Genomic DNA, 25,575 nt, shown 5'->3' on the forward strand with positions numbered 1-25,575 from the left:
GACGTGAATATCCTTCTCCATGCCTGTTGTGCTCCCTGTACTATATATCCACTTAGCATACTGAGGACACAAAACCACGATGTAACCGCTTATTTTAATAACCCGAACATCCATCCATTTAAGGAGTTTAAACGACGGTTAACCACCTTAAAAGACTATGCCACCGCCGAAAAACTACCACTCGTTACTGAAGACAAGTATGGCCTTACCGAATTCTTGCAAAAAGTTGTTTTTAAAGAAGAGGTTCGCTGTCCCATCTGTTATCAGATGCGCCTGCAGAAAACCGCTGAATATGCTGCAGAACATGGTTATGATGGTTTTACGACGACACTACTCTACAGCCGCTATCAAAACCATGAGCTTCTAAAAAAAAGTTGTGAAACACTTGCCGAGCAGTATTCGCTGAACTTTCTCTATGAAGACTTTAGAACCGGTTGGCAACAGGGCATCGACCTCTCTATTGAAAAAGAGTTGTACAGACAACCGTACTGCGGTTGTATCTACAGTGAACAGGAAAGGTACGACAAAAGCCTCAGAAGCAAATAATCTACATAATAACAAGGAAAATAATATGTTATCGATGCTCGTCATTGCTACGACAAATCAAAATAAACTTCGTGAGTTTAAAGAGATATTAAAAGATCTCGATATAGAAGTCAGATCCCTTGCTGATTTTGGTCCCATCCCACATGTAATAGAGGATGGTGCAACCTTTGATGACAATGCCTACAAAAAGGCCCTGCATACTGCTAAGGTTCTTGGATTACCAGCCATAGCAGATGATTCTGGGCTGGTTGTTGAAGCATTGGATGGAGCCCCTGGTGTCTACTCTGCCCGCTATTCCGGAGAAAATGCAAGCGATGAAGAGAATGTCACTAAGCTCTTGAAAGAACTTAAGGGAGTTGACAACCGAAAAGCATATTTTCAATGTGTCCTTTCTATTGCCGTTCCATCTGGGCCTGCTCTTACATATGAGGGGCGATGCGAAGGAATTATTATTGATGAAAGAAGAGGTGCTAACGGTTTTGGGTATGATCCCGTCTTTTATTTTGAGGAGTTTGACAAGACATTTGCTGAACTTTCCATGGATGAAAAAAATAAAGTAAGCCATCGTGGAAAAGCCCTTGCCCAGGTGAAGGAAGAAGTACATATGATTAAAAAATGGCTTGATCAACGTCTTTTTGAAGAAAAACCTCCCAAACCAGACCACAGTGAGTTCACCAACAACGATTGGTCCGATCAATAAAATTACTCAACTTTAAGTTCTCTCTTGAGCAAGTCATTTACGGCCTCCGCGCAATTTTTATCTTCATAGATAATTTTGTATACTTGCTCAAGAATTGGCATTTCAATTCCCATCTTCTGAGCAAGTTCATGAACAGACCGGGTGGTTTTAATTCCCTCGGCCACCATTTCCATTTCATCTTTTATCTGTGCAAGATTTTTTCCTTCACCAAGTTTTAATCCGACAGTTCTATTGCGGCTCAGACTGCCAGTACAGGTGAGAAGGAGATCACCAACCCCGCTTAACCCCATAAAAGTTGCTTCCTCTGCACCAAGAGCAAGACCCAGCCTTTTCATTTCGGCAAGCCCCCTGGTAATAAGAGCGGCTCGCGTATTTAAGCCATAACCAAGACCATCGCACACACCTGTTGCAATGGCTATTATGTTTTTCAGTGCTGCAGAAATCTCAAGACCTATAACATCGGTACTCGCGTATACCCGGAAATAGTCGGTTACAAAAACATGTTGAATCTCTTTTGCGAGATCAATATTTTTAAAACCGACAGTAACAGCTGTAGGTACACCATTAGCTACTTCCTTGGCAAAAGAAGGTCCTGAAAGAACACCAAATTCAATATTGTAATAGTTCGCAGGATCCCCATTGCAGTTTTGAGCAATATAATCCGACAGTACCTCATCCATAACCTGGGTCATGGTTAGCATACTGTCATTTTCAATCCCTTTAACAGCAGAAATGATCGGGCATCCAGGACCAACATACCCTATTAATTTTGTGAAAACATCTCTATACGAGTGGGAGGGAACCACCATAACAATCAGGCTGGCATCTGTGACCGCCAGCTGCAGATCGTTGGTTACAAAAAGCGAGGCAGGAAATTTAATACCAGGAAGATATCTTTGGTTTTCTCTATCTATCTGAATTTTGTCAGTGTGAGCCTTTCTATGGGCCCACAGTTGAACGTTAGTAAATTTTTGACCCAGGAGTATGGCAAGAGCCGTACCCCATGAGCCAGCGCCTATTACAGCGATTTTAGAAAGATCAATCATCACTTTCGGATACATCGGTTTCATCAGGAGATTCTACAGGATCATTTTCACTGGAGACATCTGTGGCAATATCATCTCCGTCGATATCCAAATCTTCGTCATCCTCACTATTGTCCTTTGCTACACTATCGAGACTTACAACCCTCTCGGACTCATCAAGATTGATCAAACGAACGCCCTGGGTTGATCTTCCTATCACCCTTATCGTACTTAAATCCATTCGTATCATCTTGCCTGAGTCAGCTATGAGAATAACTTCTACCTCATCGTCAACCTGCTTTGCAGCTATAACATCGCCGTTTCTGACACTCTGTTTAATTCCTCGAACACCTTTTCCACCACGATTTTGCAGGCGATATTCCTCAATCGGGCTCCGCTTTCCATAGCCGTTTTCCGTGGCTATAAGAATTGAGTTGTCCGATTCTACCACAATAGCGCTGACAACCATATCACCCTTACCAAGCCGTATTCCGCGTACACCAGCAGCTGTACGCCCCATCGTCCTAATGTCAGATTCCTGGAAATGAATACACATACCCTTTTGGGTTACAAGAAGGATAGTATCTTCACCGTTGAGCACATGTGCAGCTATTATCTCATCGCCTTCGTTAATAGTTAATGCTCGTTTACCTTTACGCAGGGGTCTTGCAAACTCCTGAAGACTTGTCTTTTTAATACGTCCAGACTTGGTCACCATCAGGATAGTTTTCTGATTTGTTTCATCTTCAAAACTGCTAATAGGGAGAATTGCCGCAATTTTCTCATCATCTGCAAGATTTAAAAGATTGACAATGGCTTTGCCTCGAGCTGTTCTTCCTGCAAGAGGTAATTGATAGACTTTTCTCCAGAATACTTTACCATGATTGGTAAAGAACAGGAAGGTATCCAGGGTTGATGCTACATAGAGGTTCGATACAAAATCCTCTTCAATGTTTTTCACTCCTGTCACACCCTTGCCACCGCGATGTTGCGACCTGTAGAGTGAAACTGGATTTCTTTTGATATATCCGGAATGGGTCACTGTTACCGCCATATCTTCTGGTACGATGAGGTCTTCTGGAAGAATCTCATCAATGGCGTCGATGATCTCCGTTTTTCTGTCATCACCATAGGTTTCTTTAATTTCATTGAATTCATCTCTGATGATATTCATGATCAGAACTTCATTACCAAGAATCTCTTTTAATTTGATAATTTCAGCTATAATTTCAGCATAGTCACTAGCAATCTTGTCCCGCTCAAGGCCGGTGAGTCTTTGTAAACGCATGTCGAGAATCGTCTGAGCCTGAATCTCAGAGAGATCAAATCTGCTGATCAATCCTTCTTTTGCCTCTAAAGGATTTTTAGAAGCCTTGATCAAAGCGACAACCTCATCAAGATTGTTAATGGCTATATTGAGACCTTCCAGGATATGGGCTTTTTCCTCAGCTTTACGAAGTTCATACGCTGTACGCCTATAGACAATTACTTTTCTATGGGAAATGAAATGTTCCAGAATCTGCTTAAGATTCAGGAGTTCTGGTTTATTATTAACGATAGCAAGCAGATTGATTCCAAAAGATTTCTGCATTTGGGTCATGGTAAAGAGTTGATTTAAGGCAATGTCAGACATTTCATCCTTTTTCAGCTCTATAACAACCCGTAGACCATGCCTGTCGGATTCATCCCTTACTTCCGAAATTGAATTAATCTTTTTGTCCTTGACAAGTTCGGCAATTTTTTCAACCAGAGAGGCCTTATTTACCTGATATGGGATCTCTGTTATGATAATTGCTTCACGCTTTCCTTCTTTTATTTTCTCTATATGCGTAAGAGCTCGCATAATAACGACTCCACGACCGGTCTCGTAAGCTTCACGAATGCCTGCACGACCACATATCTGCCCGCCTGTTGGAAAATCAGGCCCGGTAATAACAGACATTATTTCATGAACCGTCATGTTATTATTGTCAATGAGAGCAATGAGTGCATCGATGACTTCAGTCAGGTTGTGGGGTGGAATATTTGTCGCCATTCCAACTGCAATACCGGAGGATCCGTTAATCAGAAGATTTGGAATCTTGCTCGGCATTACCGAAGGTTCCATAAGAGAGTTATCGTAGTTGGGTATCCAGTCTACTGTCTCTTTTTCAAGATCATTGACGATTTCTCTGTCGATCCTGGTCATCCTCGCTTCGGTATAACGCATCGCAGCGGGAGAATCACCGTCAAGAGATCCAAAGTTTCCCTGTCCGTCTACAAGTGGGTATCGAAGAGAAAAAGGTTGGGCCATCCTTACAATCGTGTCATAGGCTGCAGTATCGCCGTGGGGATGGTACTTACCGATGACATCACCGACGATTCTTGCGGATTTGACATAGGGCCTGTTGAAATGGACACCGAGTTCCCGCATGGCAAAAAGTGCCCGGCGATGAACAGGTTTTAAACCATCGCGAACATCGGGCAAGGCTCGTCCTACGATGACGCTCATGGCGTAATCAAGGTAGGATTTCTGTAATTCCTTTTCTATTGAAATAGTAGGGAATTGCTCTGTACTTTTATCTGTTTCTGTGCTCATAAGAGTATATCTGGGTAGAAATTAAATTCGAAAATGTATGTGATACTTAAATATCAAGATCAGTAACTTCAAGGGCGTGGGTTTGGATGAAATCGCGCCTTGGTTCTACCTTATCACCCATTAGTGTCGTGAAAATGTCATCAGCAATTTCCGCATCATCGACAGTTACCTGCATCAAAGTTCTATTTTCAGGGTTCATGGTGGTATCCCAAAGCTGTTCAGGATTCATCTCACCAAGACCTTTGTACCTTTGAAGATGGCTTCCTTTGAAAGATTCATCACGAATCTGTTTGAGCATTTCTTTCCAGTCAGCCACCTCTATGGCTTTTTCCTGCCCACCAGCAGTTAACTGTTTGATCGTAAAAGAGGAATTAAGAAATGGTCGAATAACTGAGAATATTCCAAGGGCCGTTCTATATTCATTTATGAGCGGAATTTGAGGCCCTACCGTCATCATTATCTGCACCTTGCCACGAACAGCAGCATCAAATTCATAACAGTCAGGACGCCACCTGCAGGAACGGACGTTACCAATGACCAGCTTATCTTCTGGAAGTTTTTCTTTTAACTCTTTGACAAAATCTTCATTTTTAAACTGATCCGCTGAACGAATGCTGTTATCAAGGAGGAAAAAAAGCATTTCATCCCAGATGTTCATTCTGTTCATATAAGCGGTGATCCGCTGATACACCGATATTTTTTCAAGGAGTTCTATAAAAAATTCTCCTTCAATCAGGGTATTTTCAACATCTTTTGCTTCCAGGCTGAGATTTTGACTGGCCTGGGTAAAGAGATGGCTGTTTAATTTATTCTCATCGAGAAAATACTGCTCTTTTTTTCCTCGGCCAAGACGATAGAGAGGAGGTTGACCAATATATACAAATCCACCCTCAACCAGAGGCAGCATCTGTCTGTAAAGAAAGGTGAGAAGCAACGTCCTGATATGCGCCCCATCCACATCAGCATCGGTCATGATGATAACTTTATGATATCTGAGCTTTTCAAGATCAAACTCATCTTTACCAATACCACAACCAAGGGCACCTATAAGATGTTTTATCTCTTCACTGCCTAAAATACGGTCAAAACGGGCCTTTTCTACATTAAGTATTTTACCACGGAGCGGTAAAATTGCCTGATTCGACCTGTCTCTACCCTGTTTAGCAGATCCACCAGCGGAGTCTCCCTCCACAATAAATATCTCTCTTTTAGCAGGATCTTTCTCCTGGCATTCCGCAAGTTTTCCTGCCATTAAGAGACTGGTTGAACCTTTTTTCCTGGAGAGATCTCTTGCTCTTTTCGCGGCTTCTCTGGCTCTTGCAGCATCAACAACCTTGGAAAGTATCTTTTTTGCTATAATCGGATTCTGTTCCAGAAATAGAGTCAGCTTTTCACTGCAAATGGATTCAACAATGGACTTTACTTCACTGTTTCCAAGCTTTGTTTTCGTTTGCCCTTCGAATTGTGGATTGGGAACCCGTACAGAAATAACACAGGTCAGACCTTCACGAATGTCATCACCTCCAACCTTTTCCCGCATGTTCTTTGGAATGATGTCATCATTTGCATACCTGTTAATACATTTGGTGAGCGCAGACCTGAACCCGGCCACGTGACTGCCACCTTCACGGGTGTTAATGTTGTTAACAAAAGAAAATAAACGTTCAGAATAACCGTCAAAATGTTGCAGGGCAATTTCTACTTCAACGTCATCTTTTTCACCGCTTACCAGAATAGGCTCATCAAATACCGGGGTTCTCTTCCGGTTGAGATATTCCACATAGGAGACAATACCACCCTCAGCGTGAAATTTATCTTCCTCTCCACTGCGCTCATCTTTAAGTACTATTCTCAAGCCTTTATTGAGAAAACTGAGTTCACGAATTCTGTTTTTTACTGTTTCATAACTATAAACAGTGGTTTCCGTAAATATTTCAGGATCCGCTTTAAAAGTTATTCTGGTACCAGTCTTTTCGCTTTCACCTATGATCTCGAGGGGGCCGGTAATCTCTCCATGCTTGTAGGATTGTTTATAAATTTTCCCATTTCTGCGAATTTCAGCAGTTGCATCTGTGGAAAGAGCATTAACAACGGAAACACCTACACCATGAAGGCCTCCAGAAACTTTATAACTCGAATGATCAAACTTACCCCCTGCGTGCAGGGTGGTCATGACCAGTTCAAGAGCTGTCATGTTTTCAGTGGGATGTTTATCAACAGGAATGCCACGACCATCATCTTCCACGGATACAGAATTATCTTCATGTATAGTCACTCTAATACGGCTACAGTAACCAGCCAGTGCCTCATCTATACTGTTATCTACAATTTCCCAAATAAGGTGATGGAGACCTTCTTCGGCAGTATTACCAATATACATCGAAGGTCGTTTTCTTACTGCCTCAAGACCATCAAGAACCTGTATCTGTTGTGCATCATAGTTGTTGCTTGATTCAGTCACACTTAAACCTCTATTTAAAAATTTTATTTTTTGTCTTTGTCTTACAGCTGCATAGGCATGATTATACTTATAAAACCCTTATCTTCCTCGGATTTCATAAGACATGGACTAGCGTTGGAGTTTATATACGCTTCAACGGTTTCACACTCCATAACCTGTAGCGTTTCTATAAAATATCTACAGTTAAAACCAAGTGTTAAAGATTCACCATTGTAAATAATGGCCTGCTCGTCTTTGGCATTACCAAGATCTGCATTCTGTGAAGAAAGAATCATCTTACCCTGTTCTATCTGCAAAGATATGGTGTGAAAAATATCTTCAGTGAATAAATTTATCCTTTTTAAAGAATCTAAGAATGGAATTCTGTTAATTTTTACACAGTTGGTCAATTCAACCGCATTAACAATGGCTGAATATTGAGGGAATTCACCACTTTTCAGACGAATAACCATGACGGCTTTGTTATCACGGAGTACAACCTGTTTTTCCTCAAAAGAGATCTCAATAGTATCTCTTCCCTCGCAGAACTTTTTCCACTCCTGGATACCTTTTTTAGGGATAAGAGTAACATCGTTGAGCTGCATATTCTCGAGATCAATAGAAACATCTTTTTCCATGATGGAAAGTCTGTGTCCATCGGATGATATCATTTTCAAGTAGTTCGTGTTGTCTCGTTTTTCTTTTTCAAAGAGCACTGAGGTTAAAGAATAGATATTCTCCTGCTCATTTGCGATTGAGTAGATAATTTTTTCTATCAACTCAAGAAAAATATATGACTGAAAACTGAAAAAATTTTCATCTTCATAGGCTGGAAACTCTGGAAACTCATCATTTGGCATTCCAGCAAGATTGTAGGTACTCAAGCCTGCTTTAATGTTAACCCAACTGTTATCCGTTTCTTCAATGGATATCGTTTCAGAACCTGATTCTCTGACAATTTCAAATATTTTTTTGGAAGGAAGGGTAAGAGAACCATCTCCATGTATCTCTGCTGGAACAAAGAGTCTGAGACCAACTTCAAGATCTGTACCTGTAAGAGTAAGTCCACCATTACCCGTTTCGATAAGAACATTGGAAAGTATTGCCAGAGTTCCTTTTTTATTTGTGATGTTTTGCAGACTGTTTAATCCGTCCTGAAAATCATTCTTACTGACTGTACAGTGAAGTGCCATAGAAAAACTCCTTTGACAAAGGGCCTTATTATATATTTTTATATTACTGTTATTATCAGGTCTAAGATGTTAATTACCAATATAAATATTTAAATATATTAGAAATATTTTTAACAAAACAATAGTTAGTATGTACTCGGTTTTGTTTATATCGAGTTATTAACAATACGATTAACAACCTATCAAGAATGTATGAACAAGAGTCTGTTTATTGATTGTTGATAGTTCTGTTGATATCTAAAAAATTGACACGAAAGTATGTGCTGATTTTATCGAAATATCATACATATATTTATACCATTCAGCTCGCTCTAACCTAGTAAAAATAGACAAAAATTTCAATATAATAATAAGTCGGATAAAATGGATACAACCTTGCGGCAAGATATAGAGTACAGTCTAAAAAAAAACATCATTGAGAATATACAAAACAACGTTTTTACGGGTTGTTCTGTAGGTTATACCTATAACGCTCTGAACCCAGTCGACCAGGTTGTTTACTCCTACGGTTATTCAGGAAGATCTTTCCAGTTTGAACAGGTTGATAACCAGACAGTTTTTGATCTGGCTTCTCTGACGAAACCACTGGTCACCGTTTTAGCCATACTTGTCCTACTGGAAGAAAAGAAAATTGCCCTCAGTGATCCTTTAGCCGATTTTTTTAACCTTACTCAACCCTGGCAGAAAGATATACATATCCTCCATCTTCTTGAACATTCATCGGGCTTACCTGCCCACAGGGAGTTTTTCCACGAGCTCATTACCCATCCTATGGAAACAAGAGAAAGAATACTTATCGAACGTATATTGGAGGAGGAAGCCGAGTATTTACCAGGGGAAGGAGAGGTGTATAGTGATCTGGGATATATTCTTCTTGGTAAAATAGTTGAAAAAATAAGCGGTGAACCACTGGATATTTTCTGGGAAAACAAAATAACAGCTCCTGTGGGCCTAAATAATGGGCTGTTTTTCAACAGAAATGAAAAAGGTAAAGATATGACCTTCTGTTCAACTGGACATTGCCAGTGGTCAAATAAAGAGTTGTATGGCTTGGTCAATGACGATAATTGCAGATCAATTGGTGGAGTGGCAGGTCACGCTGGTCTCTTTGGTTCGGCCAAGGCCGTTCTTGAATTTTGTTCAATTCTGCTAAAAATATATAAGGGAAGTTATTCACACCCGAATCTGTCTTTTTGCCAAATAAAAAACAGGATGATAGCCCGAAGAGGACGGTGGGTCCTAGGCTTTGACACACCCAGTGAAAACAGGTCGAGCAGTGGCAGTTATTATTCCAAGCAGACTCTCGGTCATCTTGGTTTTACCGGCACATCATTTTGGTTGGATTTAATGCAAAACAGGATAGTTGTTTTACTGACGAACCGTGTTTTATGTGGTGGTAGTAACATTGAGGGTATTCAAAAATTCAGACCACTTATCCACAATGTTATAATGAAAAGATGAGCAGGGAGCTTAAAGGATGCTCCCTGCTAAGTCAGTGCAAGAGATAACAGGATTATATTACCACCAGCAGATTGTTTGATCGGCTGCAAAAATTTTATCAACAAGAGCATCGTAATCCGGATTACCCGCATAAAGGTCGAAGGTATCAGCTTCACGGTCACGGGTGACTATTTCTACGAGCTTTTGTACAGTTTCATCAGGCTCTGATCTGTAAACATTGAGTATTTTCATTTTTATGCTCCTGGAAAATTATTTAATTCCGTATGGGACGATGTGAGTCATTTCACGGAGTTTTTCACCAAGTTCTTCGATAGTAATGGCTTCGAATCCATTTTTTTCAACATTAGCAGCAACCGTTGAAAAAACCTCGCCTTCCATATCGCGGAGCATTTCAATACTTTCTTGATTGAGTTCATCAAGTTCATCAATCTCTTTGTCCATAACGACGCCATAGGCATACATATTTTCTACAGCAAGACCAAGAGCAGAACGGATTCCATCAAGAGCGTAATCTTCGTGTCTGTACATTAAACATACTTTTTTATATTCCATTACTCTCTCCTTACAGACTTAAATAGCAATCGAAATCTTCGATTATAATACCATGCTGAGCCTGGGTAGCCATTTTCTTCGGATCCAGACCTTCAGGAACATCGTCAACTGAAAAACCCTGTTTTTTGTAACTGTCAACACAGATGGATACATCGTCGGCAAGTTTGCAAAGACCTGGGAACTTGGGGTCTTTTGCTAAGGTGGTGGCTTTCCAGGTAAAGAAAACCTTAACGTTTGAACCCTTGGCTTTCGCAGCTTTGGTTATGCCAATGACGTGATCAAGGTTATCAGGAGTGGTAACAAAAATACCTAAACTTTTTGCCATTTTTACTTCCTCCACAAAAAAGATGGTTGTGTATAATAAAAAATACTCTGAATGTGTTTTCGAAAAATGGAAAACACATTCAGAGCGGGATACTCATCAATACATTATTGGACTGTATTGAAATCAACCTTTTTTGATAAAGAAGCTGATGAAACCGGAACCTTCTTTCTCTCCGAGGTATTCGTGACCTGAACGTTCACACCACCCAGGTATATCGTTTCTAGAGCCTGGATCGGTACCGTCGACTTGAAGAATTTCTCCAGCGGCTAATTTACCAATTTCTTTTTTGGTACGTAATAGAGGCATAGGACAGCTGAGCCCTTTAGCATCAAGAACGCTTTTAGCAACTACGTCGTCTGCAACTGTTTTGAAATCGCTCATTTTTGTTCTCCTACAAAAATTAATTAAAGTGAATCTACATAACTTGCACTCTTAAGACACATAAACGTATATAAACGTAAATTCCCAACCCTGATAAATACTGTAGCAAATTTTATCTGTCAAGAAGCTAAAAAAGCGTATTTCTAAGTACCGGAAATAGCATTATTATTTAAATGCTACTATAATATGTTAGCGTATAGCGAATATAGTCCTTTATCTTGACAAATAAAGAGGTGCTGTGTAAAAAAAATATCATGAAAATCGATGTATTTGTATGCTTATTTTAACCAGGAGACATTTGTTATGAGTGAGGAGTCTGTTTTTAAAAATAAGGCTAAAGAGCTGTTCGGATTATTATGTGAAAAGGAGTGGAACCCTTATGTCACAGGAGTTGTTGTAGCCTTTTTCTCGGTTATGATGATGGCCTGGTGGAGACCTTGGGGTGCTGTTGGAGCTATCAGGAACTGGGGTGACTGGATTATGTACGGTGCGGCCAGTCTTTTTGGCTCCGAAGCCGGAGTTTTTGCATATTACGATGAGGCACCCGGATCAATTTTTGTTAATTCGGGTTCGGTGATCGGTATTGGTTTTGTGGTAGGAGCCTTTATTTCTGCTTGCTTAGGAAAAGATTTTGCCCTACGCATTCCACCCTACAGGGAGATGGTTAAAGCAGTTATAGCCGGTATTCTCATGGGAATTGGTGCAACACTTGCCGGTGGTTGTAATGTCGGTGGATTCTATAACGCCCTTGGTAACCTTGCCGGAAATGGTTTTACCATGATGTTTGGTCTGGTCTTTGGTGTCATCCTTGGACTGAAACTGCTCTATCTTGAAATGGAACATATCACCTGGGGTGATGGTGGTTCTAAAACAATCTCTTTGCCAAAAGGTGTAATTTACGGTCTTGGTGTACTGGGCATTATTGGAATTATCGCCGCCTCATATGCTTATGCCGGTAATGAAGACAGTGACTACATAGCGTCCTTGAGTGGTGTTATTCTTATAGCAGCCTGTCTTGGATATACAATGCAGCGTGGTAGATGGTGTATGGTTCAGGGTTTTCGAGAGCCTCATATGACCGGTGACTGTACCCTTGCAAAATCAGTAATGCTCTCCATCGTTATTGTGGCGATTGGTGCTGCTGTTTTAAAGTACGCAGTTCCAATGCGAGCTGAAGGTGAATCTGTGCTTGCTACCGCGAATTATGTTCGTGGTACCTTTGGCTGGGGTGGTATCGTCGGTGGTTTTATATTTGGCCTTGGTGCCATGTTTGCAGGCGGTTGTGGCTCAGGAACTCTCTGGCGGGTAGGTGAGGGACAGGTGAAACTGATGATGGTTGTGCCATTTTTTAGTATCACTTCCTCTATTATGACCGCCTGGTTCCGTGATGCAGAATATGAAGCGGATGGGGTGCTTGGTTCCTATGTCTATCTGCCCGAGGCCTTAGGTTATGGACCTACGCTTTTTGTAATTGCTGGTGTTATGGTGCTTTGGTACCTGATTGTTACCTGGAATGAAGAGACCAACAAGTTGATTGTTCCGATGTGATTGAATTAGCAACATATCTTATAAAAACGCAGTTCATGGTAACATGGACTGCGTTTTTTTTTGTATTTTTCAGTGCTGTTTGTTGTTTCTGCAACAGCTGTTGAGCTATACTACAACCATTGGCAAATTAATGTATCTGCACTTGGCAAGTTGCATGGAGTTTACACATACAGCGCAGAGCATTTAAAAGACCAAGTGTAGAACTATATTTTTAATAATGATCTTTATCAAGGTCCGTATTCCGGTTTCCTTGGTATACCAACGGGCGAATTAAAGAACATGAATTGGGGTTTGACCATGTTAAATGCCCGGACAGATAATAAAATATTGGCCTTAAAAAGATACTAATATTTAACTGGCAAGTGCATCACGGTAAGGGAACAGAAGTGTCTTTTTATTCGTTAGAAAAATTTCTCTTGGTTTTCTGGTGCAACAGGTCTCACAGATTTTGGGGTGGGGAGAGGGATACACCCTTAACATCCTTCATCCAGGAGGCCGCGGAAATATTGAATATGCAACTATTCAAATAGCATGGTGGAAAGGTTTTCCATCGGAATAAGCTTCTGATGATTCTTGTATCAGTTGAATTTGATGGGTATTACCCTGATCATGGCAGGTTATTAATGAATCTTGAAGGTGGTTAGGCTGCAACACCTGCAAATGAAGGTGTTTTACGCTATTTGGTTAATTTGCAGAGATCAGACTCTATACACGTTTTTCCCTTATTTTCAGATGATAAAATGTACCGTATTTTATAAAGCGGGCAGTCACCCCATTCCGCTATTAAAAGGGTAAAAGAAGTGGCAAAAACATATTGGAATGTTAAGAGATGAAATATCTTTGCCTTTCAAAGACAGCAAACTCCGGAGAATTGCAGTGACAAAAGAACCGAAAAAAATACTCATAGCCGACGATGATGTTATGGTCCGCACGACTATCTCAAAAATCTTAAAAATGTTTGGCTACACGGTGGAGACAGCAGCAGACGGATATGGTGTTCTACAGGCGATAGATGACACCTATGATGTGGTTATTCTCGATATAAACATGCCAGAAATGGATGGTTTTGAGACCATGAAAAAACTCAATGATCTCAATTATGATATACCTGTTCTTTTTCTAACAGGTGCGGGTTCAATGGATTATGCGGTAAAGGCGATTAATCTCGGTGCCTACGATTTTTTAACAAAACCCATAGAAGATCTCGATATCTTTAATGTTAAAATTCGAAGAGCTATGGAAAAAAGAATGTATGTGCTCCAGGAAAGGGAGTATAAACTTGCCCTGGAGGATGATGTCAGGGTGAAAGCGGCTCAGCTGGAAAAACAGAACGAACTCTTAATTACTTACAGTAACAGCCTTGAAAAAGCGACGGTACAACTGATGACAAGCCTCCAGAACGCCATGGAGGAAAAGGATTTCTATACGGCAGGGCACACAATGCGCGTTACGGAATATGCTCTTTTGCTCGGTAACGCCATGGACCTACCTGAAAGTGAAATAACGATTTTAAGAAGAGCGGCCCAATTTCATGACATAGGTAAGCTGGTCATAGATCTTTCCTGCATCCAGAAACCAGGTAAATTGACGGAGGAAGAATGGTTGTTGATTCGCAAGCACCCGAGTGTTGGAGCAAACATCATTAAACCTCTGGGGTTTATGAGCCGGGAACAGTTTATCATCCGTCATCATCATGAAAGAATGGACGGCAAAGGATATCCGGATGGGCTGACAGGGGATAAACTTGATGATTTGACTAAAATTATTATCGTGGTAGATAGTTATGATGCAATGACATCAAGAAGAAACTACCGAACCAATATGTCCATGGAACAGGCATTAGAAGAACTTGATAAATGCAGTGGAACACAGTTTGATAAAACAATGGTGGACTATTTTTCCCGTTCTGTTGTAAATTTCACTCCTGGCAAGAACTATTTCAACCCTGAATACATGGATGCTTTTTATCAGAATAATAATTAATTTTATACAGTTACCTAAATGAAAATTAGTAAAAAAGAAGTTGAACATGTTGCAAACCTGGCTCGACTGAATCTGTCTGCAGAGGAACTTGAAACAATGACAGGTCAGCTTGACACCATTCTTTCCTACGTGGATAAGCTGGGTGAACTCGACACCACGGATGTAAAAGCGACCACTCATGTATTTTCTGTGAGTAATGCCTTTCGTGAAGATCTGGTGAAAGAATCTCTTTCCCAGGAAGATGCTCTCAAAAACGGACCAGAGCATAATAGTGAGTTTTTTCAGGTTCCAAAAATTATTTAGCGACTCTTTATCATTTTTATTTTGAATTATGAATCGGACACTGAGGTGTCCGCTTTTTTTTGAGGTGTACATGAAACTCTACGAATTATCCCTCTCAGAGGCTCTGGAAAAAATGGCGGCCGGCGAACTTACCAGCGTTGAGCTTACCCGGAGCTATCTCGATAGAATTGAGGCTATTGATCAAAACGTCTCGGCTTTTATCACCGTTGACCGGGAGGGTGCTCTTGGGCAGGCTGAACAGGCGGATAAGAACAGAAAACAGGGTAAGGTTGGAGAATTATGCGGGATTCCGGTATCACTCAAAGATCTTCTTTGTGCAAAAAATCTAAAAATGACCTGTGGTTCCAGAATGCTGGAAAATTTTATTCCTCCCTATGATGCAACCGTGGTGAGAAAAATAAAAGAAGCCGGTGGTGTTATTCTTGGGAAAGTCACCATGGACGAATTTGCCATGGGATCAACTTCAGAAACCTGCTGTTTCGGAGTTCCGCAAAATCCGTATAAAAAAGGCTATGTAGCCGGAGGATCATCTGGAGGCTCAGCGGCTTCAGTTGCCTCCTTTGAGTGTGTTGCCTCCCTTGGTTCAGACACTGGCGGATCGATCAGACAACCCGCATCTCTTTGTGGTGTTGTGGGTATGAAACCCACCTATGGCCGGGTTTCCCGCTTCGGTCTCACGGCTTTTGCCTCATCCCTTGACCAGATAGGGCCATTAAGCAGAACGGTTGAGGATTGTGCGAGGGTAATGAAGGTGATTGCCGGTCATGATTTCATGGATTCCACCTCTGTTAAGAGAGAAGTACCCGATTACACAGCGTCTCTTACTGCCGGATTAGAAGGTATGAAATTAGGGGTACCCAAGGAATATTTCACAGAAGGTCTTGATAGCGAAGTTGAGGCTGTTATTAACAATGCGATCGGTGTCCTCAAAGAAAAAGGGGCTGAAATAGTCGAGATTTCACTGCCTCACACCGAATATTGTGTGGCGGTCTACTATCTTATCGCTTCTTCAGAGGCGAGTTCCAACCTCGCCCGCTATGATGGGGCACTTTACGGCTATCGAAAGGAAAATACCCAGAGCCTTCTTGAGATGTATAAAGAGACCCGGTCATTAGGCTTCGGGGAGGAAGTAAAACGGCGGATTCTAATAGGCACCTATGCGCTGTCATCAGGCTATTATGATGCGTATTATAAAAAAGCCTCCCAGGTGAGAACGCTTATCCTCAATGATTTTAAAAAGGCCTTTGAGAGCTGTGACGCTCTCATTTCTCCGGTCACTCCAATGGCTGCCTGGAAAATGGGGGAAAATACCGATGATCCACTTGCGGTATATATGTCTGATATACTCACAATTTCTGCAAATCTTGCAGGGATTCCGGGTATGTCAATTCCCGGTGGTTTTACCCAGGCCGGTCTTCCTGTTGGCGTGCAGCTACAGGGTGCCCATTTCACTGAAGACAAACTATTCAAAATTGGTTTTAATCTGGAACAGGCACTACAACTTCAACCGAGGAAACTGGATATATAAGTGCTTCAGAGGATAATTTTTCCCGTAGCTATGTTGGACATTGCGGATACAATGAATTGAGGGGTTGAGGAAGAATTTTCTTATGTCTGATAAACAGCAAATAATCACCATAGATGGCCCTGCTGGGGTTGGTAAATCGACCGTGAGTAGGATGGTGGCCGCCGCCACGGGCTTTACCTATCTTGACACCGGAGCCATGTATCGTGGGGTCGGTCTTTTTTTGCAGGAACAGGGGGTTGACCTGACTGATTCCAGTGCGATCAAAAGACTTTTGGCAACACTTGACCTGCAGTTACTTCCGGCTTTTGACAAGAACTGTGACGTGGGGGTTCTGGTCAATACCAGAGATGTCAGTGATGCAATCCGCACTCCTGAAATGGCGATGGTCGCCTCCAATGTCTCGGCTTTGCCTGTTGTAAGGGACTATCTTACAACGATACAGAGAAACTATGGTGAGAAAGGTGGCATTGTAGCTGAGGGTAGGGATATGGGAACCGTGGTATTTCCGGATGCGGCATATAAATTTTTTCTTGATGCAAAAGCTGAGGAAAGGGCCAGAAGACGTTTTAGTCAACTCAAAGCCAAAGGGGTTGATGCCGACTTGAATGAGATTCTTGCTATGACTCGTACAAGGGATAAAAATGACAGTGAGCGGCAGATAGCTCCCCTGATGCAGGCAGCAGATGCGGTGAGAATTGATACCACAGAAATCAGTGTTGATGAGGTCGTGTCACTGATTCTAAAAAAGATAAAAAAAGAAAGATAAGAGCTGTTATGTCTTCAACCGAAAAGGGCCCAGAGCTTTTGCTCTGGGCCCTTTTTCTTATTCTAAACCAAAATCAACCCGACGGTTATGACTGTAGGAATCTTCATCCTGGCCATGGAAAAGAGGTCTTTCTTCTCCAAATGATACGGTTCTCATACGAGCTGGGTCAACGCCCAGGTTGATCAGGTACTGCTGGGTGTTGATCGCTCTTCTTTCTCCAAGTGCCAGGTTATATTCGTTGGTTCCCCTTTCGTCTGAGTTACCTTCGATGACAACATGTGAGTTGGGCATAGAGTTGAGAAAGTCTGCATTTTTAATGAGGATCTCGGTCATTGAAGAGCCGACACCAGCCTGGTCAAATTCAAAATAGATAGGAAAAAGACCGGGAGAACATCTTCCATTGGCTCTTTTGTACTCATCGGATTGTTGGTCCGCGTTGTGTCTTGGGTCGTTTAATCCGCTTTGACCTGCGGAACCGTATGTGGAGTCGTCAAGCCTTCCTTCTGCAGGCAGGTTGTCTTCTGAAAAACCTCCTCCAGCCAGTGGATAATTAATATCATTACCACCCGACATAGACGATCCATCACCGCCCACGTCGGGCGGGACAACATTTTTTTTGCTACAACCAGAAACGAGAAAAAATGAGGTGATGGTACATGCCAAAACAAGCGTTGTTAAAATTTTTCTCTTCATTGGGGCTCCTGTGGTTGATAAACGCATTTATAGTATCGTAGACGCAGTTTTTTTTATATAAGTAACAGTGGGACAAAATTAATATCTAATTTAGTCTGATTGTTGTAGAGGTCAAGAAGAAACGTAGAGAAAACGGTAAGAAACATTTGTTTTTTGGCTGCAGGTTTTATGTCTGACAGCCGCGACTCATAAACAGTATTCCAAATGACTGTATATAATCACCTGTTAGTATGGTTGGCAGTTATCCATCAAAATAAGGTGAAAGGTATAATATATGAAAATGTACAATGTAGTTGCAACCTGCGCCACCGGGGTCGAGTCTCTGGTTCAAGAGGAAATTACTCAATTTGGTGGGAAAAACATAGAAGTGGGACAGGGGGTTGTGAGTTGGGAGAGTGATTTGGAAACAGCCTACCGCTGTTGTCTCTGGTCGCGTTTTTCCTCCCGTATCCTGCTTAAAATATCATCATTTCCCGTTGAAAATGAAGAAACCTTGTATCAAAAGGCAAAAAAGGTGTGCTGGCAGGAGCACATGAATGTCAAAACTTCGTTTGCAATAAACTGTACCATCAGTGGAAAATCTCCAATCAACCACAGTAAATTTGCGGCATTAAAAGTAAAAGACGCTCTGGTTGACTCGTTCCGGGACAGCCTGGGTGAACGCCCATCTGTTCGCGGGGATAAGCCCGGTGTACAGTTCCAGCTCCATCTTGAAGGAAGTGAGGCAACACTCTTTATTGACCTGTCTGGAGAGAGTCTGCACAGACGGGGCTATCGGGCAAAAGGAACCATAGCCCCATTAAAAGAAACCCTGGGAGCTGCCATTGTTGCTCTTTCCGGGTGGCCGAAAGAAGGGGGAGATCTTATCGATCCCATGTGTGGCAGCGGCACCCTGCTTATTGAGGCAGCCATGATGTTTGGAGACTCGGCACCGGGTCTCAGTCGAAATTATTTTGGCTTTTACGAATGGGCAGGTCACAATGATCAACTCTGGCGTCACCTCGTTGACGAGGCCATGGAAAGAGAGGATGCCGGACTGCTCAAAAAATGGCCTGTTATTATCGGTTATGATTCTGATCATGTTGCCGTGAGTGCGGCCAAAAAGAATATAAAACAGGCGGGTCTGGAGGATTATATACAAATCAGACAGGCGGAACTAGCTTTTTTGCAGCCGCCAAGCAGTAAGGGCATGGTTTTATCCAATCTTCCCTATGGGGAGCGTTTGTCGGAAACCGAGTATGTCGCCCGTCTTTACCGTGCCTATGGCCGCATTGCCAAAGAACGTTTTGTGGGTTGGCGTCTCGGAGCATTCATCTCCAATCCTGACTTGACCGATAGTTTTACTTTTGCCTGGGAAAAAAAATACAGACTCTATAACGGCTCGATCCCTTGCAGACTGCTTATCGGTGAGGTTCACGCTGATGCAGAACCTGAATTTGAGTGGCGTCTTGGTGAAGTTGAAACAGCGGAAAAGGGGGAGTTTGCCAACCGCCTGCTGAAAAACATGAAAAAAATGCAGAAATGGGCGGAGCGGGAGAAGGTCAGTTGTTACCGAATCTACCACAGTGATTTACCCGATTATAATTTTAGTATTGATTTGTATTCCAAGTGGATCCATGTTCAGGAGTACGCAGCACCAAAGACCGTTGACGAAGAACTGGCCGCGAGTCGTCTGCGCCATGGACTGGAGGTGATCCGTGATGTTCTTGGCGTTCGTTCCAACCGGATCTTTGTCAAAAGAAGAGAGCGGCAAAAAGGCACCCGTCAGTACGAGAAGAAAGATAGCAAAAAAAAGCTGTATGAGGTGAGGGAAGGAGCATGTTCCCTGCTGGTCAATTTTACAGACTACCTTGATACCGGTCTGTTTTTAGATCACCGACCTGTTCGGCAGAAAATATACTCAGAGGCAAAAGGTAAACGGTTCCTCAACCTTTTTGCCTATACCGGTGCAGCGACAGTCCAGGCCGCCATGGGAGGGGCTGCGAGTACCACCACCGTTGACCTTTCTTCCACCTATCTTGACTGGGCCAGGTTAAATCTTGCCGTAAACGGATTTTCCGAGGTGAAACACAAGGTGGAACAGGGTGACTGTCTTGAATGGCTGGGGGCTGCCCATTCCAAGTTTGATCTTATTTTTGTTGATCCGCCGACCTTTTCAAATACCAAAAAAGACAATCGTGTTTTTGATGTTCAAAAAGATCATCAGCGTCTGATAGATCTCGCCATGGCACGACTGGACACAGAAGGACTGTTGATTTTTTCCACAAATTTTAGAAAATTTCAGCTCGATGATACGGTAGTGGAAAGGTATGAAGTAAAGGAAATAACAGCTCAGACAATTCCCTTTGATTTTTCCAGAAATAAGAAAATCCACAGGTGTTGGGAAATCAGACATAAAGAAAGAATCTGGTAGTGTACAACGGGCACTCATATTGAGTTCAGCGGGATTTAAAAAATGAGGCTGCACACAGCTCGTGCTTGTCGAACAAAAATTGAGTAGATTGCCACTGAACCAAGACTCTTGTAGACAGAAGCGGCAATAGTTTTTACACTGCTACAGACCATATATATTGTTTTTCTGAAATAATCATAGCAGTTTAACCTCATCAACTGGTGAACGGCTGATTGTGGCAACCAACAGCGACTGGAGGGTTTTGTGTCTGATCGAGAAAAGTTAGAAAAACGAATACAACAGTTAGAGGCGGAACTGGTTGAACAAAAACGTACCAATAAACTGCTGAAAAAAAGAGCTCTACAGGCAATTATTGGCAATCGAAGTGCCCAGCTCTGCGAGGCTGATCGTCTGGAATGTGAGGCTGGCCTCAAAAGAGCTGAACTTTCCAGCCGGGTAAAGTCGGTGTTTTTAGAGAATGTGAGCCATGAAATCCGTTCCTCGATGAGTGGGATCGTCGGGATGACGGATCTTGTGCTTGAAACCGAGCTCTCACCGGACCAGCGACTCTATCTGGAGATGGTCGGCTCCTCTGTAGACAGGCTGCTCGTTGTGGTCAATGAGATACTTGATTTTTCAAGAATTGAAACCGGAGAGATTGAGTTTCTAGCCGAGGATTTCAACCTTAAAGAGAGTCTTGATCATGATCTCTATGTGATGAGCCAGGCGGCCCAGGACAAGGATCTTTCCTTCACATGCACAGTCGATGCCGATGTTCCCACCCATGTCCATGGCGATGAGGGGCGCCTGGTTCAGATTGTGACCAATATTGTTAATAATGCGATCAAATTCACCGACAAGGGGAGTGTTTCGATTGCTATTCAAAACCATGGTTACGATGGAGACAACAATCTGCGTCTGAAATTCACGGTACAGGATACAGGCTGTGGCATTGCAGCAGAAAAACTCGAGCAGATCAACTACTACTTTAAGCAGGAGCTCAAGCCTCATGTCGCCATGCCGTTGTCCATTGGCACCACGGGACTTGGGCTGACCATCACCTCTCAGCTTGTGAAGCTTATGGGAGGGGAGATCGGTGTTGAAAGTGGCAAGCGAGGAACCCGGTTCTGGTTTATCCTTCCGTACAAAGAGGTTGCTGATATCTCGTTTCTTGAGGAGCAGACCTCGGAAACAGTTGAAAACATTAAAGAAGAAGCAACCTATGCCCTGCGGGGTGCCAAGGTTCTGCTCGCAGAAGATGAATACATAAATCGTGTTCTTATTGAAACGGTTCTGGTTCAGCTGGGGGTTGATGTCTTTTCGGTTGCAAGTGGCGAAGAGGCGGTGGAAGAGGCCTGCAGCGGCAAATATCAGTTTGTCCTGATGGATATCCAGATGGAGGGTATGGACGGGCTTGAGGCAACCAGACGGATTCGATCTTACGAGCATGCCCATGGGGGGCATATTCCCATTGTGGCTCTCACCGCCCATGCAATGGTGGGAGACAGAGAAAAATGTCTCCAGGCCGGAATGGACGACTATCTCACCAAACCTCTGGTCCGAAAAGAGATATTAGAGGTATTACAACAACACCTTACAAACAGGGCCCTTGTGGTGGACAGTAATATTGAAAGCCAGAATGTTTTTGTCCGCAGCCTCATTGAATCAGGATGGCAGGTGACTATTGCAGAAACCTGGCGATCGGCGATGTATGAGGCGTCTCTGACGCATTTTGATCTTATCATCCTGGACACCACCAGTCCTGAGCTTCAAGGAAGAGAGGCTGCGAAAACGATCCGCCAGCTTGAGCAATACACAGGACAACGGGCAAAAATTTTAAACCTTACTGAAACAGCTGAGACAGATGCTGGAAATGATTTTGACGGGGTGATTACCCGGCCAGCTACCAGGGAAAAGGTCTTACAGCATCTCAACGGGTGACCCTATAACCATTCGGGAAGTAAAGCTTTTCGCGATTTATGGATCACGACAGCAGACTTTCAGCAGTTGTGATTTTGTTATCACATCGCAGCCGGGGTGTTTTTACAGCCATTGCACATCATAAAGATTGAGGGGCAGGACAGTGCTTCTTAAAAAAGATAAGTAAAAAACGTAAGATTTTCGATGATACATTATTCCCAAGTATGTCTTGATACATTTGGTTATGAATTACCACCTCGCACCATAACCTCAGAAGATATTGAAAAAAGGTTGGCACCCGTCTATGAGCGGCTGCACCTGCCAGCGGGACGCCTGGAATTGATGAGTGGTATCAAACAGCGCAGACTCTGGCACCCGGGGACACAGCCCAGTCATGCGGCCACCATGGCAGGCAGAAGGGTGCTTGAAAAGGCGGGCGTCAATGCCAAAGAAATTGATTGTCTTATTTTCACCTCGGTTTCAAGGGATATGATGGAGCCGGCCACCGCCTCATTTGTTCACAATAATCTTGGCTTACCACAGTCTGCGCTCATCTTTGATATTTCCAATGCCTGTCTGGGTTTTTTGGACGGCATGGTGATGCTGGCCAATATGATTGAACTTGGTCAGGTTAGCAATGGTCTTATTGTTTCTGGAGAAACAGCAGAAGACCTACTCGAGTCAACTCTTGTTACATTGCTGAGCGACCCGACACTCAGCCGCAAATCCATCAAACCAGCCTTTGCATCGCTTACCATAGGTTCTGGATCAGTGGGTCTTTTTATGCGAAAAACAAAGGGTTCAGAAGACGGGGTACGTTTGGTTCACGGAGCCTGGCAGGCCAACACAAGCCATAGTGATCTCTGTCATGGGGGGAAAGAGAGTAACTCAACCCTGATGGCAACAAATTCTGAGGAACTGCTGCACCGGGGCGTTGAAACTGCTCAGAGCACTTGGACGCGGTTTTCGGCGAAGAAGGGTTGGGGGAGAGAGGATATAGATCGGTATTTTTGCCATCAGGTGGGATCCGCCCACGCCAGACTTCTCTTTGAAAACCTTGGTTTATCTCCTGATAAAAATTTTGAAACCCTCGCAATTCTGGGGAACGTCGGCTCAGTTTCCGCGCCTATCACCATGGCAATGGCCATGGAGCAACAGGTATACACCCCGGGACAAAAAGGAGCACTGCTTGGGATTGGCAGCGGGATAAACTGTATGATGCTGGGGGTAGAATGGTAAATAAAACTCATCTCACCAACGAACAGGGAGCCGTTCTCCTTCGGCTTGCACGGGAAACACTTGTGCATAAATTTTCTGGTGGAAGTCCTGTGGCGGTGCCAAACGATCCTGATTTACTGCAGCAAAGGGCGGTGTTCGTCACCTTGACCCTTGCAGGAAAACTGCGGGGATGTATCGGTAACTTGGTGCCTGTTGGCCCGCTATGGCAGGGCGTCAGCGACAACGCGCTACACGCGGCCTTTGATGACCAGCGTTTTTCTCCTCTTACTGTAAAAGAGTTGGGGCAGGTAAAAATAGAGGTGTCAGTACTTACTCCAGCAGTCGAGCTTCGTCACACGGGTGGTGCTGATCTGCTGGAAAAATTGCGGCCGGGTATTGATGGTGTGATTTTAAAAAAAGGGAGGCAGAGTGCAACCTTCTTACCCCAGGTGTGGGAGCAGCTTACAGACCCCTCGCTCTTTTTAGCACATCTGTGTCTGAAGGCTGGTCTGCCAAAAGAGTGCTGGATAACAGATGAGATATCCATTGAAACCTATCAGGTAGAGAGTTTTTCAGAGGAAAAACTATGAAGGAATTAAGACTTTCTCTGAATGAAATCGGAGATTTAGAAGATATTTACGCCGAGCTGCAAAAAGAGTACGAACGGGTCGCAGATGAATTGAACTTTAGCTGTACAGGCTGCCCGGATAACTGTTGTGATTCCTATTTTCTTCATCACACCTATGCAGAGTGGGCATACCTCTGGGAAGGGGTGAGGGGGCTTGCAGAAAAAGAGCAGGAAGCCCTCGTTGACAGGGCAAAAAAATATCTGGAAGCCTGCGAACAGGCTCAGCTATCGGGTCAAAGACCCCAGGTCATGTGTCCTGTCAATAAGGATGGCCTTTGCCAGCTCTATAAACACCGGCTGCTTGTCTGCAGAACCCATGGGGTTCCGGCAAAAATAACTCGGCCGGATGGTCAATCCATGCACTTTCCTGGATGCTTTGTCTGCCAGGAGATAGTGGAAAAACAAGGGATGAAAGATACTGTAAGGCCTGTTGAGCGGACCCCTCTGCTTCGACGTCTGGCACTGCTGGAAAATAAACTTCTCCACATGAAAAGGCATCTTCACCCAAAGGTTAAACTGACCATAGCGGAAATGCTTGTGAAAGGGCCGCCGGAGTTATCTTTTGGTTGTGGTGAGGAAAATAATGGGTAGCCCCTTTGAGATCTGAGGCAGGAGAAGAAATATGCGGACACAAAATGAAATATGGGAAGCCCTGGGTGAGATAGACGATGAAGAGGCCGTACACGTTCTGACAAAACTCTTTGCCATGTATGAACATTTGGCGACCCAGGAAGGTGAAACCAAAGAGATTAACCGGTTCTTCCATCAACTTGATAAGGCCATAGAGCTTACCCGGGAATGTAACCTCAACAGAAGGTAGCTGTGTATGCGGTTGAAAATTATAAAAAAACAACCCAATTCGAAGATGTGTTTTGTCTGCGGAGTGGCGAATAACTTTGGCTTAAAGAGTAATTTTTATGAATTGGAGGATGGCCGGTTAATGGCCATTTTCAAACCGGCAGAAGAACACCAGAGCTACCCGGGCCGACTGCACGGAGGCATCGCTGCCACTATACTTGATGAGACAATTGGCCGCGTTATCATGGTGAAAGGCTCAGAGGATATCTGGGGTGTTACCATTGATTTTTCAATGAAATTTCGAAAACCCGTACCTCTCAACGAAGAAGTACGGGTTCTGGCGAGAGTAGTTTCAGAAAAAAGCAGGTATTTTCTGGCCGAGGGTGAGATTATTCTGGCTGATGGCAGCGTTGCAGTCACAGCGCAGGGAAAATATCTGAAGATGGATATCGACAAGATTGCCGATTTTGATCACGAAGGTGAGGAATGGAGGGTGCTTCCCAAGGGTGATGATCCTGATTTTGTCGATCTTCCCTGATGGACGATATAACTTATGGTGGTTTGTTGTATAGTTTTAATGATATTAAACAGTTAATA

The 25,575-nt window shown here is 43.2% G+C and carries 24 protein-coding genes; 15 read left to right on the forward strand and 9 right to left on the reverse strand.

All coding sequences use genetic code 11. The features are described 5' to 3' along the window. The first annotated feature begins 3 nt into the window (after window positions 1-3). Window positions 4-546: an epoxyqueuosine reductase QueH gene (locus FCL48_RS02250; RefSeq protein WP_136870615.1), complete on the forward strand. Its 543-nt coding sequence runs from the start codon at window positions 4-6 to the stop codon at window positions 544-546. A 25-nt stretch (window positions 547-571) separates the two neighbouring features. After that, window positions 572-1,246 carry an XTP/dITP diphosphatase gene (locus FCL48_RS02255; RefSeq protein ID WP_136870616.1) on the forward strand — a complete coding sequence of 225 codons (675 nt, stop codon included), beginning with the start codon at window positions 572-574 and terminating at the stop codon, window positions 1,244-1,246. A gap of 2 nt (window positions 1,247-1,248) precedes the next feature. Here FCL48_RS02255 and FCL48_RS02260 read toward each other — a convergent pair whose 3' ends face one another. Genes FCL48_RS02260 through dnaN form a run of 4 tightly spaced genes read right to left on the reverse strand, consistent with a single transcriptional unit; the run spans window position 1,249 to window position 8,482 of the window. After that, entirely contained in the window at window positions 1,249-2,316 is a 1,068-nt protein-coding gene (locus tag FCL48_RS02260) for an NAD(P)H-dependent glycerol-3-phosphate dehydrogenase (RefSeq protein WP_240744716.1), read from the reverse strand. After that, window positions 2,285-4,849: a DNA gyrase subunit A gene (gene gyrA, locus FCL48_RS02265; RefSeq protein WP_136870617.1), complete on the reverse strand. Its 2,565-nt coding sequence runs from the start codon at window positions 4,847-4,849 to the stop codon at window positions 2,285-2,287. Before gyrA ends, FCL48_RS02260 begins: the two co-directional genes overlap by 32 nt. A gap of 46 nt (window positions 4,850-4,895) precedes the next feature. Then, window positions 4,896-7,310: a DNA topoisomerase (ATP-hydrolyzing) subunit B gene (gene gyrB, locus FCL48_RS02270; protein WP_136870618.1), complete on the reverse strand. Its 2,415-nt coding sequence runs from the start codon at window positions 7,308-7,310 to the stop codon at window positions 4,896-4,898. A 41-nt stretch (window positions 7,311-7,351) separates the two neighbouring features. After that, window positions 7,352-8,482 carry a DNA polymerase III subunit beta gene (dnaN, locus tag FCL48_RS02275; RefSeq protein WP_136870619.1) on the reverse strand — a complete coding sequence of 377 codons (1,131 nt, stop codon included), beginning with the start codon at window positions 8,480-8,482 and terminating at the stop codon, window positions 7,352-7,354. 363 nt (window positions 8,483-8,845) lie between these two features. Here dnaN and FCL48_RS02280 point away from each other — a divergent pair, with 363 nt between their 5' ends. Beyond that, window positions 8,846-9,943, forward strand: a complete 1,098-nt coding sequence (locus FCL48_RS02280) for a serine hydrolase (RefSeq protein WP_136870620.1) — start codon at window positions 8,846-8,848, stop codon at window positions 9,941-9,943. Between the two features lie 57 nt (window positions 9,944-10,000). Here the strand turns inward: FCL48_RS02280 and FCL48_RS24895 are convergent, their stop codons facing one another. From FCL48_RS24895 to FCL48_RS02295, 4 genes are all read right to left on the reverse strand, one after another. After that, window positions 10,001-10,174 (reverse strand): hypothetical protein, encoded by a 174-nt coding sequence (locus tag FCL48_RS24895; RefSeq protein ID WP_169309043.1) that lies wholly within the window; start codon window positions 10,172-10,174, stop codon window positions 10,001-10,003. Between the two features lie 18 nt (window positions 10,175-10,192). After that, the gene (locus tag FCL48_RS02285; protein ID WP_136870621.1) at window positions 10,193-10,495 is read right to left on the reverse strand and encodes a hypothetical protein; all 303 of its coding nucleotides are present in this window, start codon (window positions 10,493-10,495) and stop codon (window positions 10,193-10,195) included. A 10-nt stretch (window positions 10,496-10,505) separates the two neighbouring features. Then, on the reverse strand, window positions 10,506-10,820 hold the full coding sequence (locus FCL48_RS02290) for a peroxiredoxin (RefSeq protein ID WP_136870622.1): 315 nt from the start codon (window positions 10,818-10,820) through the stop codon (window positions 10,506-10,508). Window positions 10,821-10,943: 123 nt separating this feature from the next. Further along, window positions 10,944-11,201, reverse strand: a complete 258-nt coding sequence (locus FCL48_RS02295; RefSeq protein WP_136870623.1) for a sulfurtransferase TusA family protein — start codon at window positions 11,199-11,201, stop codon at window positions 10,944-10,946. A gap of 303 nt (window positions 11,202-11,504) precedes the next feature. Here FCL48_RS02295 and FCL48_RS02300 point away from each other — a divergent pair, with 303 nt between their 5' ends. The 5 genes from FCL48_RS02300 to cmk all read left to right on the forward strand — a co-directional run bounded on the left by FCL48_RS02300 (window position 11,505) and on the right by cmk (window position 17,329). Beyond that, on the forward strand, window positions 11,505-12,749 hold the full coding sequence (locus FCL48_RS02300) for a YeeE/YedE thiosulfate transporter family protein (protein ID WP_136870624.1): 1,245 nt from the start codon (window positions 11,505-11,507) through the stop codon (window positions 12,747-12,749). Window positions 12,750-13,625: 876 nt separating this feature from the next. Further along, the gene (locus FCL48_RS02305; RefSeq protein ID WP_240744717.1) at window positions 13,626-14,732 is read left to right on the forward strand and encodes an HD domain-containing phosphohydrolase; all 1,107 of its coding nucleotides are present in this window, start codon (window positions 13,626-13,628) and stop codon (window positions 14,730-14,732) included. 18 nt (window positions 14,733-14,750) lie between these two features. Next, window positions 14,751-15,035, forward strand: coding sequence for an Asp-tRNA(Asn)/Glu-tRNA(Gln) amidotransferase subunit GatC (gene gatC, locus FCL48_RS02310; RefSeq protein WP_136870626.1), 285 nt, complete (start codon window positions 14,751-14,753; stop codon window positions 15,033-15,035). 70 nt (window positions 15,036-15,105) lie between these two features. After that, on the forward strand, window positions 15,106-16,563 hold the full coding sequence (gene gatA / locus FCL48_RS02315) for an Asp-tRNA(Asn)/Glu-tRNA(Gln) amidotransferase subunit GatA (RefSeq protein WP_136870627.1): 1,458 nt from the start codon (window positions 15,106-15,108) through the stop codon (window positions 16,561-16,563). An 82-nt stretch (window positions 16,564-16,645) separates the two neighbouring features. Further along, window positions 16,646-17,329: a (d)CMP kinase gene (gene cmk, locus FCL48_RS02320; RefSeq protein ID WP_136870628.1), complete on the forward strand. Its 684-nt coding sequence runs from the start codon at window positions 16,646-16,648 to the stop codon at window positions 17,327-17,329. Window positions 17,330-17,386: 57 nt separating this feature from the next. Here cmk and FCL48_RS02325 read toward each other — a convergent pair whose 3' ends face one another. Then, window positions 17,387-18,022 (reverse strand): OmpA family protein, encoded by a 636-nt coding sequence (locus FCL48_RS02325; RefSeq protein ID WP_169309044.1) that lies wholly within the window; start codon window positions 18,020-18,022, stop codon window positions 17,387-17,389. 274 nt (window positions 18,023-18,296) lie between these two features. Here FCL48_RS02325 and rlmKL point away from each other — a divergent pair, with 274 nt between their 5' ends. From rlmKL to FCL48_RS02360, 7 genes are all read left to right on the forward strand, one after another. After that, window positions 18,297-20,435, forward strand: a complete 2,139-nt coding sequence (gene rlmKL / locus FCL48_RS02330; RefSeq protein ID WP_136870630.1) for a bifunctional 23S rRNA (guanine(2069)-N(7))-methyltransferase RlmK/23S rRNA (guanine(2445)-N(2))-methyltransferase RlmL — start codon at window positions 18,297-18,299, stop codon at window positions 20,433-20,435. A gap of 243 nt (window positions 20,436-20,678) precedes the next feature. After that, the gene (locus tag FCL48_RS02335; protein WP_136870631.1) at window positions 20,679-22,355 is read left to right on the forward strand and encodes a response regulator; all 1,677 of its coding nucleotides are present in this window, start codon (window positions 20,679-20,681) and stop codon (window positions 22,353-22,355) included. Between the two features lie 183 nt (window positions 22,356-22,538). Beyond that, the gene (locus FCL48_RS02340) at window positions 22,539-23,573 is read left to right on the forward strand and encodes a 3-oxoacyl-ACP synthase III (protein ID WP_136870632.1); all 1,035 of its coding nucleotides are present in this window, start codon (window positions 22,539-22,541) and stop codon (window positions 23,571-23,573) included. Then, a complete protein-coding gene (gene amrA / locus FCL48_RS02345; RefSeq protein ID WP_136870633.1) occupies window positions 23,567-24,142 on the forward strand; it encodes an AmmeMemoRadiSam system protein A in 576 nt (191 codons plus the stop codon). Before FCL48_RS02340 ends, amrA begins: the two co-directional genes overlap by 7 nt. Beyond that, on the forward strand, window positions 24,139-24,771 hold the full coding sequence (locus FCL48_RS02350; protein ID WP_136870634.1) for a hypothetical protein: 633 nt from the start codon (window positions 24,139-24,141) through the stop codon (window positions 24,769-24,771). The genes amrA and FCL48_RS02350 overlap by 4 nt, the downstream gene beginning before the upstream one ends. Before the next feature lie 31 nt (window positions 24,772-24,802). Beyond that, window positions 24,803-25,000, forward strand: coding sequence for a hypothetical protein (locus FCL48_RS02355; protein ID WP_136870635.1), 198 nt, complete (start codon window positions 24,803-24,805; stop codon window positions 24,998-25,000). A 6-nt stretch (window positions 25,001-25,006) separates the two neighbouring features. Further along, window positions 25,007-25,516 (forward strand): PaaI family thioesterase, encoded by a 510-nt coding sequence (locus tag FCL48_RS02360; protein ID WP_136870636.1) that lies wholly within the window; start codon window positions 25,007-25,009, stop codon window positions 25,514-25,516. Window positions 25,517-25,575 lie beyond the last annotated feature (59 nt).

The sequence above is a fragment of the Desulforhopalus sp. IMCC35007 genome (assembly GCF_005116575.1).
Lineage (GTDB): Bacteria > Desulfobacterota > Desulfobulbia > Desulfobulbales > Desulfocapsaceae > Desulforhopalus_A.